We start from the raw sequence: 14,204 nt of genomic DNA on the forward strand, positions 1-14,204 counted from the left end.
AGCATGAAGGAACCGACCTCCCTCGCCAGTTGGACCCGTGCCTTGCGCAAACAACTCGATGCGCTGGGTCTGGACAGCATTGCCCTGTGCGAACAGGCTGGCCTCGATCCGCAGCTGATGGACGACCCGAACGCGCGCTATCCACTGTCCGGCACCACGCGCCTGTGGGAATTGGCGGTGCAGGCCAGCGGCGATCCAGCGATCGGTCTGCGGGTGTCGCGCTTCGTCAGCCCGACCACGTTTCACGCGCTCGGTTATGCGCTGGTGGCCAGCGGCAGCCTGCGTGAGGTGTTCGAGCGCATCGTGCGTTATCACCCGGTAGTCAGCGATGCGCTGGAGCTGGAACTGAGCCAGGGCGACGACCGTTATCTGTTCCGTCTGAAGACTCCGCCAGGCAATCCGGCGCCGGCCTTCGAAGCCATTGATGCGTTCACCGCGATCTATGTGCGCACCTGCCGCAATCGCCTGGGCCGCGACTACGCGCCGCTGGCGGTGTATCTGCGCCGTCCGGAGCCGGTCGACGCGCACCAGTGGCACAAGGTGTTCCGCGCCCCGGTGCATTTCTCCTGCGCCGAAGATCGCCTGGAGTTCGCTCTCGCCGACTTCGACAGCCACCTCGACGACGCCAACCCGGAACTGGCCGAACACAACGAAGCGGTGCTCAAGCGCACCCTGGCCCAGCTCAAACCGCTGACCTGGGAGCGCAAGGTACGCGACGCCATCGAAGAGCAACTGCCCGAAGGCGAACCCAGCGCCGAACGCATCGCCCAAGCGTTGCACCTGAGCCTGCGCAGCCTGCAACGGCATCTGGCGGATGAAGGCTGTCGCTTCGACACGCTGCTCAACGAGAGCCGCGAAAACCTCGCGCTGCTGCACCTGCGTGATCCGCAGTGTTCGTTGAGTGAGGTCAGTTATCTGCTGGGGTTTGCCGACACCAGCAGCTTCAGCCGGGCGTTCAAACGCTGGACCGGGATGACGCCGGGGCAGTTTCGCGATCAGTTGCGCTGATCCAGAATCAGGTTGTCTGATCTGACGCCATCGCGAGCAGGCTCACTCCTACAGGGGGAACGCATTCCAATTGTAGGAGTGAGCCTGCTCGCGATAGCGCCCTTTAATTCAACGCAAAACCCAGCTCAAAAACGCTGCCGTCAGCATCACTGCTCACCCGTACCCGCCCGCCATGCAATTGCATGATCGACTGCACAATCGCCAACCCCAGCCCACCCGAATCCCCCGGCTCTGCCCGCGAAGGGTCGACGCGATAGAAGCGATCGAACAATTTGCCCAAATGCTGCGGCGCAATGGCCGGGCCGTGGTTATGCACCTGCAACCAGCCCACGCCGGGCTCATCCCGGCGCCGCAGGCTGATCAATGTGCCTGCATCCGCATGCCGCACTGCATTGGCCAACAGGTTGCCAAGGGCGCGCTGCAGCAGTTGCTGATCGGCGAACAGTTCGCCGTGCAACTGGTTTTCCAGGCGCAACTCGCGGTCATCCGCCAAGGCTTCAAAGTAATCGCAGAGCTCGCTGCCAACGCTGTGCAGATCCAGCGTGCGCCGGTCGAGCGCCCGCTCCGCCTGTTCGGCGCGGGCGAGGAACATCAGGTTCTCGGCCATGCGCTTGAGGCGTTCGAATTCTTCCATGTTCGACGCCAGCAGCTCCTGATATTCAGCGGTGCTGCGCGGGTGATTCAGCGCCTGACCGTTGCTCGCCAGCAGGGTGTGCAGAGGCGTGCGGATCTCGTGCGCAAGGTCGGCGGAAAACTGCGACAGCCGCTGCACGCTATCGTCCAGGCGCGCGAGCATGCCGTTGAGTGCCTGCACCGGTTCGAGCAACTCTGCTGGCGTACCGCTCGCTGGCAACCGTTGATCGAGGCTGCGCAGGTCGATCCCGCGCACCGCTTCGCTCAATTGTCGCAACGGTTGCAGACCACGGCGCAGCAGCACCAGGCCCAGCGCGAACGCGAGCAACGCGCCGAGCCCGACCGCCAGATAGAGGCGCAAGCGATAACTGCCGAGCATCTGCTCACGCTCACTGAGCACCTTGCCGGCGATCACCGTCAGCGGCTCACCGTTCGGGCCCTGAGCCTCACCGGACAGCAACGCCAGCTCGGCACCGTCCGGCGCTTGCCAGGTCAGCACGTCGTGGCGCTGCGGCGTATGCTCGCGGGGGATCGCCTTCAGCGCCGGCAATTCACGCTGGCGAGGGTTGATGCCGATGACGCTTGATCCGTCGGCGCGCCGCACCAGCAGCAGGCTGTCGAGGTTACCGAGCATGTTCTGGTACAACCGTGGCCGCGCCTGCAAGGCATCGAGGCTATCGCTGTCAGCGAGCAATGCGCGCACCTGTTCAAGGCGACCGAGCAGCGCCAGATCATCGCGGTAAGCGATCTCCGACGCCAACGAGCGGTAGAGGAACACGCCAATCGCACTGAGCACCAACGCGCAGACCACGGCGAACGCCAGCGCCAGACGCCAGGTGATCGACCTAGCGCGCATCGTCGGGCGCTTCCAGCTGATAGCCGACGCCGCGCACGGTGTGGATCAGTTTCGGCATGTACGGATCATCGACCTTGGCCCGCAAGCGACGCACCGCCACTTCGACCATGTTGGTGTCGCTGTCGAAATTCAGGTTCCACACCTGCGAGGCGATCAGCGTGCGCGACAACACTTCGCCATGACGGCTGGCAAGCAGTTGCAGCAGGGCAAACTCCTTGTTGGTCAAGGCAATGCGCTGACCGCCGCGACTGACCCGACGCCGTAGCACATCAATCTCAAGGTCGGCGATGCTGTAGGACTCGGCCTCGCGCATCGGCCCGCGCCGCAGCAGCGTGCGCACCCGCGCAAGCAATTCGGCGAACGCGAAGGGTTTGAGCAAGTAATCGTCGGCGCCCAGTTCGAGGCCGCGCACACGGTCTTCGATGGCATCCTTGGCGGTCAGGAACAGGACCGGCGTGGCGCCGCGCTGGCGGATCAGTTGCAGCAGTTGCCAGCCGTTGAGGCCCGGCAGCATCACATCGAGGATGATCAGGTCGTACGCCTGCTGTTCGATGAAATAGCGCCCGTCGAGGCCATTGAGTGCCACGTCCACGGCGAAACCCGATTCGCCGAGCCCTTTGGCCAGGAAGTTCGCGGTTTTGGCTTCATCTTCTACGACCAGCAAACGCATGGCACACCTCGATTGATCAGGCACACAGGCTAGGCGCCTTCGGCCCGGTTGCCCATTACAAACTTGTAATCCGACTGACGAGGTTCTGACGAGGAGCGCCGGCTAACGTGGCGACCTTCGCTTTCGGAGCCTGTTCATGACCCTCAACTACCTCGTTGCGAGCTTCGCCATCGGTCTGAGCGCCTGTTCAAGCCTGGCGCTGGCCGCCAGCAACCCGCTGAGCGTGCACGTGCTCAATCTGGAAAACGGCCTGCCGTCCCCCGGAATCAACGTGACCCTGGAAAAACACGTCGCTCAGAACTGGCAGCCACTGGCTCAGGGCACCACCAACGAACAGGGGCGCATCGCCGAACTGTTTCCGGCCAAACAGCCTTTCGAAGCGGGGGAATACCGGGTGGTGTTCAAGACTGGCGAGTACTTCGAAAAGAACAAACGCGAGACGTTTTTCCCGGAGATTCCGGTGATCTTTGAAGTGAAGCAGACTGACCAGCACTACCACATCCCGTTGCTGCTCAGCCCTTATGGCTTCTCGACCTATCGTGGTTCGTAGCCACCACACAAATCCTCTGTAGGAGTGAGCCTGCTCGCGATAATGGTGTGTCAGTCGCCTCTGGTTTTCCTGATACACCGTTATCGCGAGCAGGCTCACTCCTACAATGGATCGGTGTGAATTTCAGAGAGTGGTCAGCGCCCGCAATCGCGCGGCATCAAGGATTTCGATCTCACCGTACCCCAGCCCGATAATCCCCTGCCCCTGCAGATCCTTGAGGATCTGGTTGGCGGTCTGCCGCGACAGCGACAGCATCGACGCCAGCTGTTCCTGCGGCAACTGCAGCACACGGCGTGGCGAGTCGAGTTCGCCGTAGCCTTCGGCGATCAGCAGCAGACGATGAGCCAGGCGTGCCGGGGCCGGGAGCAAACTGAGCTGTTCGAGGTTGATGAAGGTCAGGCGCAATTTCTGGCTCATCAGCAGCGCCAGATGTCGCCAGTACAGCGGCTGTTCATCAAGCAGTTTGAGCAGGGTGTGCTGCGGGATATTCAGCAACGTGCACGGCCCGACGGCGTAGGCGTCATGGGTGCGCGGCTGGCCGTCGAACAGGCAGATTTCGCCGAACCAGTGCGGCGCTTCCACCAGGCTCAGCAGCGCCTCCTTGCCCTGCTCGCTTACCGCACCGATACGGATCGCGCCGTCGAGCACCGCGTACAACCCGCACGGCGCATCACCGCGCTGGAACAAGCGCTGCCCCGCCGTCAGCCGCCGCTCACGGGCCGCCGCCAGCAGACTATCCTGAAAGGATACCGGCAGATGACTGAACCATTGCCCGGTCATCAGCTTTGAACGCTTATCCATGAACACTCCCAATTGTCGCCTGCCTGACAGAGCGAACGCCGAACCCGGGGCATGCTGCACTCACCCTACAGGAGGAACAACAATGAAAAGCCTCGTCGATCATTTGAGTCAATACGCCGCGTACCACCGTGACCCGCGCAACATCGCCAGCCACTTTATCGGCATTCCGCTGATCGTGGTGGCGGTGGCCGTTTTATTGTCGCGACCAGAGTGGTCACTGGGCGGCTTGTGGCTATCGCCGGCGGTGTTGCTGGCATTGGCCTCGGCGTGGTTTTACCTGCGCCTGGAAGTGAAGCTTGGCATTGTGATGACGGTGCTGATGGGACTGTCGGTCTGGGCCGGGCATGCGCTGGCGCAGCAGAGCACCATGGTCTGGCTCGGCAGCGGCCTGGCGATGTTCGTGATCGGCTGGGTGATCCAGTTTGTCGGGCACCACTATGAAGGGCGCAAACCGGCGTTTGTCGATGATGTAAGCGGGTTGATTGTCGGGCCGTTGTTTGTGGTGGCGGAGCTGGCCTTCATGCTCGGGATGCGGCATGAGTTGAAAGAGCAGATCGAGGCGCGGGCGGGGGTCGTGCGGGTCAATCCGAATGGCAAAGCGGCGGCTTAGGCCGCTTTAAAAGATCGCAGCCTGCGGCAGCTCCGACATTGGAATGCGTTTCCCCTGTAGGAGCAGGCTGCGATCTTTTGATCTTAAAGGCTGGCGACTTTCTGCCAGACCTTCGGTTTGAAGAACAGCGTTTCACCCTTGGCCAGACCAATCAGGCTGTCGTGATCCTTCACCACTTCGGCCTCAATCAGATCCGTCTGCCCTTCCACCTTCAAAGTCACCCGCGTGGTCGCGCCCAACGGGCGGATATCGCGCACTTCAGCGGCGTGGTGATCTTCCAGCTCATGCCTGGACAGTGACACTTCGTGCGGGCGGAACAGCACGTGGTTGTCGTCGCTGAGCAGCAGACGGTTCGAGTCGCCGAGGAAGTGATAGACGAAATCGCTGGCCGGGTTTTCGTAGACGTCGCCCGGTGAGCCGATCTGCTCGATCACGCCCTTGTTCATCACCACGATACGGTCGGCGACTTCCATCGCTTCTTCCTGGTCGTGGGTCACGAACACCGAGGTCAGGTTGATGTCTTCGTGCAGGCGCGCGAGCCAGCGGCGCAGCTCTTTGCGCACCTTGGCGTCGAGGGCGCCGAACGGCTCATCGAGCAACAGCACTTTCGGCTCCACCGCCAAGGCCCGGGCCAGGGCGATGCGCTGACGCTGGCCGCCGGACAATTGCTCCGGGTAGCGATCCGACAGCCAGTCCAGTTGCACCATGTTCAGCAGTTCGTGAACCTTGGTCGCGATCTGGCTTTCGCTCGGGCGCTGGTTTTTCGGTTTCATGCGCAGGCCGAACGCGACGTTGTCAAACACCGTCATGTGGCGAAACAGTGCGTAGTGCTGGAACACAAAACCGACGTTGCGATCACGCACATCATGGCCGGAGACGTCTTCACCGTGAAAGACGATGTTGCCCTGATCCGGGGTTTCCAGCCCGGCGATGATCCGCAGCAGCGTGGTCTTGCCGCAACCGGACGGACCGAGCAGCGCCACCAGTTCACCGCTCTGGATGTCCAGACTGATGTTGTCCAGCGCCTTGAACGCATTGAAATTCTTGCTGACGTTACGCACTTCGATCGACATGAATTATTCCTCCGCGGCGCTGGCGCGCAGGCGGTTGATACGGTTTTCGCTCCACTGCTTGAGCAGCAGGATGAAGAGCGCCAGGATCAGCAACAGGCTCGCCACGGCGAACGCGGCCACGTGGTTGTATTCGTTGTAGAGGATCTCGACGTGCAGCGGCAAGGTGTTGGTCACCCCGCGAATGTGCCCGGAAACCACCGACACCGCACCGAACTCACCCATGGCCCGCGCGGTACACAGCACCACGCCATAGATCAGGCCCCATTTGATGTTGGGGACGGTGACGTGCCAGAACATCTGCCAGCCGTTGGCGCCGAGCAACCGCGCGGCTTCCTCTTCCTGAGTGCCTTGTTCCTGCATCAGCGGGATCAGCTCACGGGCCACGAACGGTACGGTGACGAAGATCGTCGCCAGCACGATGCCCGGCAGGGCGAAGACGATTTGAATGTCGTGATCCTGCAGCCACGGCCCGAACAGGCCCTGGGCGCCGAACATCAACACGTAGACTAAACCTGCGATCACTGGCGACACCGAGAACGGCAGGTCGATCAGCGTCACCAGCATGCTCTTGCCACGGAACGAGTACTTGCTCACGCACCACGCGGCACTGACGCCGAACACCAGGTTCAGCGGCACCGAAATCAGGACCGCGATCACCGTCAGTTTCAGCGCCGACAGCGCGTCCGGTTCAAAAATCGCGGTGAAGAATGCCCCGAGGCCGTTCTTCAGACCCTGCGACACCACGATGAACAGCGGCAGCAGCAGAAACAGGAGAAAGATCAGCCAGCCGAGGCCGATCAGGATTCTGCGCGAAGTGGCGCTGCCACGGCGCGCAGCGTTGGCCGAGGACGCGGCCGCAATAGACGATTGGGACATGGTTCGCGCCTCCTTATGGGGTTTCGATGCGCCGCTGCAGCAAGTTGATCAGCAGCAACAGGACAAAGGAAACCACCAGCATCAACACGCCGATGGCCGTAGCGCCGGTGTAGTCGTATTGGTCGAGTTTGACCATGATCAACAACGGCAGGATCTCGGTTTTCATCGGCATGTTGCCGGCAATGAAAATCACCGAACCGTACTCGCCGACACCACGGGCAAACGCCAGGGCGAAACCCGTCAGCCAGGCGGGCAACAGCGCCGGCAGCAGGATATGGCGGAACACCTGCAACGGTTTCGCACCAAGGCAGGCGGCGGCTTCTTCGACTTCACGCGGGATGTCGGCCAGCACCGGCTGCACCGTGCGCACCACGAACGGCAGGGTCACGAAAGTCAGCGCGAGGGTGATGCCCAACGGCGTGTAGGCGATCTTGAAACCGAGGTCGGCGGCGAACTGCCCGACCAGACCGGTCGGGGTGTACAGCGCAGTCAAGGCGATACCGGCTACAGCCGTCGGCAGAGCGAACGGCAGATCGATCATTGCGTCGATCACCTTGCGCCCCGGGAAGGTGTAGCGCACCAGCACCCACGCCAGCAGCGTACCGATGATGCCGTTGATGATCGCCGCGCACAGGGCGGTGCCGAAGCTCAGCTTCAAGGCAGCCAACACCCGCGGCGCGGTAATGATCGTCCAGAACTGATCCCAGGTGAGTTGGGCGGCGTGGACGAACATCGCCGCCAGCGGGATGAGCACAATCAGGCTGAGGTACACCAAGGTGTAACCCAGCGTCAGCCCGAAGCCGGGTATGACGGGGGAGATACGACGCGACATAAAAGTCCCTGGTTAAAAAGCATTCCGCTGAACGCACCAATGTGGGAGCGAGCTTGCTCGCGAAGAAGGAGTATCAGCCAACTCTACGTCGTCTGACACTCCGCTTTCGCGAGCAAGCTCGCTCCCACATTTTCCGCGCCTGGCTTCAGGCTTAGTGTGTGGCTGAAGTCAGATTACTGCGCCTGATAGATCTGGTCGAACACGCCACCGTCGTTGAAGAATTTCGGCTGCGCGGATTTCCAGCCGCCGAAGTCCTTGTCGATGGTCACCAGTTCCAGTTTCGGGAACTGCTGGGCGTACTTCGCCGCCACGTCCTTGTCACGCGGGCGGTAGAAGTTCTTCGCGGCGATCTCCTGACCGGCCGGGCTGTACAGGTGCTTGAGATAGGCTTCGGCGATCTGCTCGTTGCCCTTCTTCTCGGCGTTCTTGTCGACCACGGCCACCGGCGGCTCGGCAAGAATCGACAGCGACGGCACGACGATGTCGAACTTGTCGGCGCCGCCGTCCTCTTTCAGCGCCAGAAACGCTTCGTTTTCCCAGGCCAGCAACACGTCACCCTGACCGTTGTTGACGAAGGTGATGGTCGAGCCACGGGCGCCGGTGTCCAGTACCGGAACGTGCTTGAACAGGGTCTGCACGTAGGCCTTGGCCTTGGCTTCGTCACCGCCGTTGGCTTTCAGGCCGTAGGCCCACGCGGCGAGGAAGTTCCAGCGTGCACCGCCGGAGGTTTTCGGGTTCGGGGTGATCACCGAGACGTCGTTCTTGACCAGGTCGCCCCAGTCCTTGATGCCTTTCGGGTTGCCCTTGCGCACCAGAAACACGATGGTCGAGGTGTACGGTGTGCTGGCGTCCGGCAGACGCTTCTGCCAGTCGGCCGGCAGGGTCTTGCCAAGCTTGGCGATTTCGTCGATGTCGCCGGCCAGCGCCAGGGTCACGACATCGGCACGCAGACCGTCGATCACCGCGCGGCCCTGCTTGCCCGAACCGCCGTGGGACTGCTGGATTTTCACGGTGTCGCCAGCATGATCCTGCTGCCAGAACTTGATGAATTCGGCGTTGTAGTCCTGATACAGCTCACGGGTCGGGTCGTACGACACGTTGAGCAGCTCGTAATCCTTGGCAACCGCGGAACCGGCAAACACAGCGCTGGCCAGGGCGGCCAAAGCGTAACGGCGAATCGACGACATGGTGAAAGCTCCTGGAATTCTGGGTGATGGCTTTTTCTTATGAATATCTGGAATCGGGTTTGCCGGCGAAAGATCGCAGCCTCCGACAGCTCCTGCACACAGCCCCCTGTAGGAGCTGCCGCAGGCTGCGATTTTTTGATCTTCAGCTCAGCCCGGTTTGTTGCCCGGCTGCTGCAAACGGAATTTCTCTTTGCGTTCGATCTGCACGACCTGGGCGTTGTGCACAGTGATCTCCACCGCGCCAAACCGCAGATCGCGCAGCGCGCTCTGGATTTCACGCAAGATGGTGGTTTCGTCCTGACCGTCAACGCTGCGAAGGGATGCGCTCATGGTGCTGCTCCTTTGAATGGGATATGCCTGGCAGTGGGCGGCACTGCGTTTGGCGTGGGAGCAATATAAGAGAGGCGCAGATATTCTTAAAAAGACTATTTGAGAATGTTTATATAACTAGAAAACATTATGTGGCCGGGCAAGGGTTTGCGCGCATTTCGGGCAACAGATAACCCATGGCGAGGGGGCTTGCCCCCGTTCGGCTGCGAAACAGTCGCAAAACTCCAAGGGCCGCTGCGCGACCCAACGGGGGCAAGCCCCCTCGCCACAGAATTCTATTCAGCCGATGACTGGTGCACACTCCCAATCAATCTCCCCTGCTGGCACCGGCCGCCCAAACCAGTAGCCCTGCCCCAGATCACACGCCTGTTCCAGCAGAAACGCCGCCTGCTCCGCCTGCTCGATGCCTTCGGCATGCACCTGCATGCCCATGCTCCGAGCCAGGGCGATGATCACCCGAACGATGGCCACATCGTCCTCGTCCCACGGCAGCCCGGCGACAAAGCCCTGATCGATCTTGAGCTTCTGCACCGGCAGGCGCTTGAGCCGCAGCAGTGACGAATAGCCAGTGCCGAAATCGTCGATCGCCAGGCGAATCCCCAGTTCGCGCAAACGATGCATCTGCTCCAGCGCCACTTCCGGATCATCCATCACCGCGCTTTCGGTGACTTCCAGCTCCAGATAGGCCGGGTTCAACCCGCTCTCGTGCAGCACTTGCGCCACCTGCTGATACAGCTCGCGCCGGGCGAACAGCCGCGACGACACGTTCACCGCGACGAACGACAGCACAATCCCGGCCTGCTGCCATTGGCACATCTGCGAACACGCCTGGCGCATCACCCAGGCGTCAATTTCGGCAATCAGCCCGGTGCGCTCGGCAATCGGAATGAATTCCGCCGGCGACACCAGCCCGCGCTGCGGATGCTGCCAGCGCACCAGCGCTTCGACACCGATCAGGCGACTGGAACTCAGATCGTGAACCGGTTGGTAGTAAACCCGCAGCTCCTGCTGCTCCAGCGCGCGGCGCAGTTCGAAGGCGATCTCGACCCGTTGCTGTGCATGCGCAGTCAGCTCTTCGGTATACAACGCGTAACCATTGCGCCCGCTACTCTTGGCCTTGAACAGCGCGGCGTCGGCGTTGCGCAGCAGCTGGTCGGCGCTCAACGCGTCACTGGGGAACAGGCTGATGCCGATACTGGCGTTGATGAACAGCTCATGCCGGTCGATACCGAATGGCTCCTTCAGCGCATCGAGAATGCGCTGCGCCAGCGCCGCAGCCTGGACCAGCTGTGGACAACTTTCCGCCAGCACCGCGAACTCGTCACCACCGAGCCGCGCCAGGGTAATCCCGGGGCCGAACAGGTCCTGCAGACGCGCCGCCACTGCCTTGAGCAGGCGGTCGCCGACGTTGTGCCCGAGGCTGTCGTTGATCATCTTGAATTGATCGAGATCGATCATCAGCAAGGCGCAGCCACGCTTGTGGATCTGCGCCGAGGCCAGCGCCTGTTCGGCGCGGTCGCTGAACAGCAGGCGATTGGGCAGATCGGTCAGCGGGTCGTGGTGGGCGAGGTGTTTGAGTTCGTGTTCGGAGTCCTTGATCGCACTGATGTCGGAAAACACCGCCACGTAGTGACTGAGGCGATCCTGATCGTCGTGAATGACGCGGATGGTCTGCCACTGTGGATAAATCTCACCGCTCTTGCGCCGGTTCCAGATTTCCCCGCTCCACTCGCCGTGGGCCTGCAGCGTGGCGAACATCGCCTGATAGAAGCCCGGCGGATGATGGCCGGACTTGAACAGGCTCGGCTGATGACCGAGGACTTCTTCGCACTGGTAACCGGTGATCTCCATGAACGCCCGATTGACGTGCACGATCAGGCCCTCGCGGTTGGTAACCAGCACCCCTTCGCGGGTGCAATCGAACACCGCTGCCGCCTGGCGCAGGCGCTCACGGTCGGCCTGACGCTCGCGCAAGCGCGCACCGATGCCGAGAAACTCATACAAACGCACGCGCGCCAGAAAGATCAATCCGGCACTCAACGCCGCCCAGATGTAACCGTTGATCAGTTGCCATCGCTGTAGATCGACAGATTCATCAAAGAAACTGTTCAATAAGTAACCAGTACCCTGCAGCCAGACGACAGCAAGTACCAGATAAAGCAGCGCTGCACGCAAGGCATCGCGGTATGTGGCAGGCATTCGGCTGTCCATGTCCCTACAAAAAAGGCTGGAATTATAGGTGAAGAAACATCCAGCGACTCTTATCTGAAAGGGCGACTGGTTTTATCTGTGTGCTTGGTGATAATGCAACGGCTGTTTTTTTCTTTTTCGAGGGCCCTATAGCCTATGTGGTACGAAGGTTTTCTTGGCTTGTCGGCCTGGTCACTGGTCGCGGTCACCCTGCTGATGACCCATGTGACAATTGTCGCCGTCACGGTCTATCTGCACCGTTACTCGGCCCATCGCTCGCTTGAGCTGAATGCCGGCCTGAAACACTTTTTCCGCTTCTGGCTGTGGCTGACCACGGCGCAGAATACCCGCGAGTGGACCGCCATCCACCGTAAACACCACGCCAAATGCGAAACCGAAGATGACCCGCACAGCCCGGTCGTCAAGGGTCTGTCCACGGTGCTGCGCAAAGGCGCCGAGCTGTATCGCGCCGAAGCCGAAAACCCGGAGACCCTGCGCATCTACGGCAAGAACTGCCCCGAAGACTGGATCGAGCGCAATCTCTACAGCCGCTATCCGTTGCTGGGCGTGGCGATCATGGGCGTCATCGACCTGCTGCTGTTCGGCACCATCGGCATCACCATCTGGGCGATCCAGATGATGTGGATCCCGGTCTGGGCCGCCGGCGTGGTCAACGGTCTGGGCCATGCCATCGGCTACCGCAACTTCGAATGCCGCGACGCGGCGACCAATCTGGTGCCGTGGGGCATCCTGATCGGCGGCGAAGAGCTGCACAACAACCATCACACCTACCCCAACTCGGCCAAGCTGTCGGTGAAGAAGTGGGAGTTCGACCTCGGCTGGGCGTGGATCAAGGTCTTCAGCTTCCTCGGTCTGGCCAAGGTGCAACGTGTGGCGCCGATCGCCCACCGCGTCGAGGGCAAGGGCAATCTGGACATGGACACCGCCATGGCGATCCTCAACAACCGTTTCCAGATCATGGCCCAGTACCGCAAATTGGTGATCGGCCCGCTGGTCAAGCAGGAGCTGGACAAGGTCGATCATTCGGTACGCCATCAATTCCATCGGGCCAAACGCCTGCTCTCGCGGGAAACCAGCCTGCTGGAAGACCGTCATCACTTGCGCATTCAGAACATGCTCGAGCACAGCCAGGCGCTGAAGGTAATTTACGAAAAACGCCTGGCCCTGCAGCAGATCTGGGTCAAGACCAGCGCCAATGGCCACGACATGCTCGCCGCCATCAAGGAATGGGTGCACGAGGCCGAGGCCAGCGGCATTCAATCCCTGCGTGAATTCGCCGACCAGTTGAAAACCTACTCGTTGCGTCCTGCAGCGGTCTGATGCCGTTGATCGGTGCGTCCGGACTACCGGGCGCACCCTTCGGAACTAAGCACAAAATCCCCTATCTCAAAGACTTCGCCACCCCGGCGGGCTGTACTGTGGCCGTTGTCGAAATCGCGGCACGCCCTTTGAGATATGTGCCGATGGTCAACAACAATCACAAAGACTCGTCCCCTGCGCAGTGGCCCGAGGCCGCGCAAACCCTGATGGCGCTGATGCACGCCCAAGGCGAAGTCGCCCGGCTGAGCGAGCGCGAACAGCTGTTCAGCTCACTGCTGGTGAGCGTGAACGCGGTGCTTTGGGCGTTCAACTGGGAAACCCGTCAGGTGCTGTACGTCAGCCCCGCGTATGAACGGATTTTCGGTCGCTCTGCCGGGCTCTTGCTCGCCGACTACAACCAGTGGCGCGACAGCATCTACCCCGACGATCTGGATTACGCCGAACGCAGCCTTGCCGACGTGCTGCACAAAGGCGCGGTGGAAGACCGTGAATACCGGATCATCGCCGCCGACGGCCAGGTACGGTGGATCAGCGACAAATGCTTCATCAACCGTCAGGACGAGCCCGGGCAACCGGTGATCATTGTCGGCATCGCCGAGGACATCACCGACAAGAAGCACATGGAAACCGAGTTGCAACGCCTGGCCACCACCGACGTGCTGACCCAAAGCAGCAACCGTCGCCATTTCTTCGAATGCGCCCATCGCGAGTTCGAACAGGCACGCCTGCAAGGTGCGCCACTGGCCTTCCTGCTGCTGGACATCGATAACTTCAAGCTGATCAACGACAGCTACGGCCACCCCGAGGGCGACAACGTACTGCAGCGGATTGCCGAGTGCGGGCGCGGCTCGTTACGCCGGGGCGATCTGTTCGGACGCATTGGCGGTGAGGAGTTCGCCGCGGTGTTCCCCGGTTGCGCGCCGGACATGGCGATGCAAGTGGCCGAGCGGTTGCAGCAGGAGATTCAGCGCTTGAGTTTCAGCCATGACGGGCAGACATTCGGCATCACCGTCAGCCAGGGCCTGACCAGCCTCAAGGAAGGCGACGCCAGCCTCGACAGCCTGTTCGCCCGAGCGGATGCGGCGATGTACGAGGCCAAGCGGCAGGGCAAGAATCGGATTATCTCAAGCTGAATCCACCGTCCGACTCACCTCCCTGTAGGAGCTGCGGCACGCTGCGATCTTTTGATCTTTTGATCTTTTGATTTCAAAGATCAAAAGATCGCAGCGTGCCGCAGCTCCTACAAT

14 protein-coding genes are annotated in these 14,204 nt (G+C 61.3%); 5 read left to right on the forward strand and 9 right to left on the reverse strand.

What is annotated here, in order from left to right; all coding sequences use genetic code 11:
- Window positions 1-3: 3 nt before the first annotated feature.
- Window positions 4-1,008 (forward strand): AraC family transcriptional regulator, encoded by a 1,005-nt coding sequence (locus NN484_RS26425; RefSeq protein ID WP_215501144.1) that lies wholly within the window; start codon window positions 4-6, stop codon window positions 1,006-1,008.
- A gap of 103 nt (window positions 1,009-1,111) precedes the next feature.
- Here NN484_RS26425 and NN484_RS26430 read toward each other — a convergent pair whose 3' ends face one another.
- Window positions 1,112-2,497, reverse strand: a complete 1,386-nt coding sequence (locus NN484_RS26430) for a heavy metal sensor histidine kinase (protein WP_274658303.1) — start codon at window positions 2,495-2,497, stop codon at window positions 1,112-1,114.
- The gene (locus NN484_RS26435; RefSeq protein WP_274658304.1) at window positions 2,487-3,167 is read right to left on the reverse strand and encodes a heavy metal response regulator transcription factor; all 681 of its coding nucleotides are present in this window, start codon (window positions 3,165-3,167) and stop codon (window positions 2,487-2,489) included. Before NN484_RS26435 ends, NN484_RS26430 begins: the two co-directional genes overlap by 11 nt.
- A gap of 136 nt (window positions 3,168-3,303) precedes the next feature.
- Here NN484_RS26435 and uraH point away from each other — a divergent pair, with 136 nt between their 5' ends.
- Complete coding sequence (uraH, locus tag NN484_RS26440) at window positions 3,304-3,717, forward strand: hydroxyisourate hydrolase (protein WP_127648469.1); 414 nt, start codon at window positions 3,304-3,306, stop codon at window positions 3,715-3,717.
- A 123-nt stretch (window positions 3,718-3,840) separates the two neighbouring features.
- Here uraH and NN484_RS26445 read toward each other — a convergent pair whose 3' ends face one another.
- Window positions 3,841-4,518: a Crp/Fnr family transcriptional regulator gene (locus NN484_RS26445; protein WP_215501141.1), complete on the reverse strand. Its 678-nt coding sequence runs from the start codon at window positions 4,516-4,518 to the stop codon at window positions 3,841-3,843.
- A gap of 82 nt (window positions 4,519-4,600) precedes the next feature.
- Here NN484_RS26445 and NN484_RS26450 point away from each other — a divergent pair, with 82 nt between their 5' ends.
- A complete protein-coding gene (locus NN484_RS26450; RefSeq protein ID WP_215501140.1) occupies window positions 4,601-5,128 on the forward strand; it encodes an Mpo1 family 2-hydroxy fatty acid dioxygenase in 528 nt (175 codons plus the stop codon).
- Between the two features lie 83 nt (window positions 5,129-5,211).
- On the opposite strand, the gene NN484_RS26455 is transcribed toward NN484_RS26450, so the two are convergent.
- The 6 genes from NN484_RS26455 to dibA form a co-directional block, all read right to left on the reverse strand.
- Window positions 5,212-6,201 carry a sulfate/molybdate ABC transporter ATP-binding protein gene (locus NN484_RS26455; RefSeq protein ID WP_041071059.1) on the reverse strand — a complete coding sequence of 330 codons (990 nt, stop codon included), beginning with the start codon at window positions 6,199-6,201 and terminating at the stop codon, window positions 5,212-5,214.
- A 3-nt stretch (window positions 6,202-6,204) separates the two neighbouring features.
- Window positions 6,205-7,077 (reverse strand): sulfate ABC transporter permease subunit CysW, encoded by an 873-nt coding sequence (gene cysW / locus NN484_RS26460; protein ID WP_274658305.1) that lies wholly within the window; start codon window positions 7,075-7,077, stop codon window positions 6,205-6,207.
- A gap of 13 nt (window positions 7,078-7,090) precedes the next feature.
- The gene (gene cysT, locus NN484_RS26465) at window positions 7,091-7,909 is read right to left on the reverse strand and encodes a sulfate ABC transporter permease subunit CysT (protein WP_274658306.1); all 819 of its coding nucleotides are present in this window, start codon (window positions 7,907-7,909) and stop codon (window positions 7,091-7,093) included.
- A 173-nt stretch (window positions 7,910-8,082) separates the two neighbouring features.
- Entirely contained in the window at window positions 8,083-9,096 is a 1,014-nt protein-coding gene (locus NN484_RS26470; RefSeq protein ID WP_127648464.1) for a sulfate ABC transporter substrate-binding protein, read from the reverse strand.
- A 147-nt stretch (window positions 9,097-9,243) separates the two neighbouring features.
- Complete coding sequence (gene oscA, locus NN484_RS26475; RefSeq protein ID WP_127648463.1) at window positions 9,244-9,426, reverse strand: sulfur starvation response protein OscA; 183 nt, start codon at window positions 9,424-9,426, stop codon at window positions 9,244-9,246.
- Window positions 9,427-9,705: 279 nt separating this feature from the next.
- Window positions 9,706-11,625: a phosphodiesterase DibA gene (gene dibA / locus NN484_RS26480; RefSeq protein WP_274658307.1), complete on the reverse strand. Its 1,920-nt coding sequence runs from the start codon at window positions 11,623-11,625 to the stop codon at window positions 9,706-9,708.
- 147 nt (window positions 11,626-11,772) lie between these two features.
- Between dibA and desA the strand changes: the two genes are divergently transcribed.
- Together desA and NN484_RS26490 are read left to right on the forward strand one after the other, a co-directional pair.
- Window positions 11,773-12,957: a delta-9 fatty acid desaturase DesA gene (desA, locus tag NN484_RS26485; protein ID WP_127648461.1), complete on the forward strand. Its 1,185-nt coding sequence runs from the start codon at window positions 11,773-11,775 to the stop codon at window positions 12,955-12,957.
- A gap of 143 nt (window positions 12,958-13,100) precedes the next feature.
- A complete protein-coding gene (locus NN484_RS26490) occupies window positions 13,101-14,090 on the forward strand; it encodes a GGDEF domain-containing protein (protein ID WP_274658308.1) in 990 nt (329 codons plus the stop codon).
- The last annotated feature ends 114 nt before the right edge of the window (window positions 14,091-14,204 follow it).

Origin of the sequence: Pseudomonas serboccidentalis (assembly GCF_028830055.1) — a bacterium.
GTDB lineage: Bacteria > Pseudomonadota > Gammaproteobacteria > Pseudomonadales > Pseudomonadaceae > Aquipseudomonas > Aquipseudomonas serboccidentalis.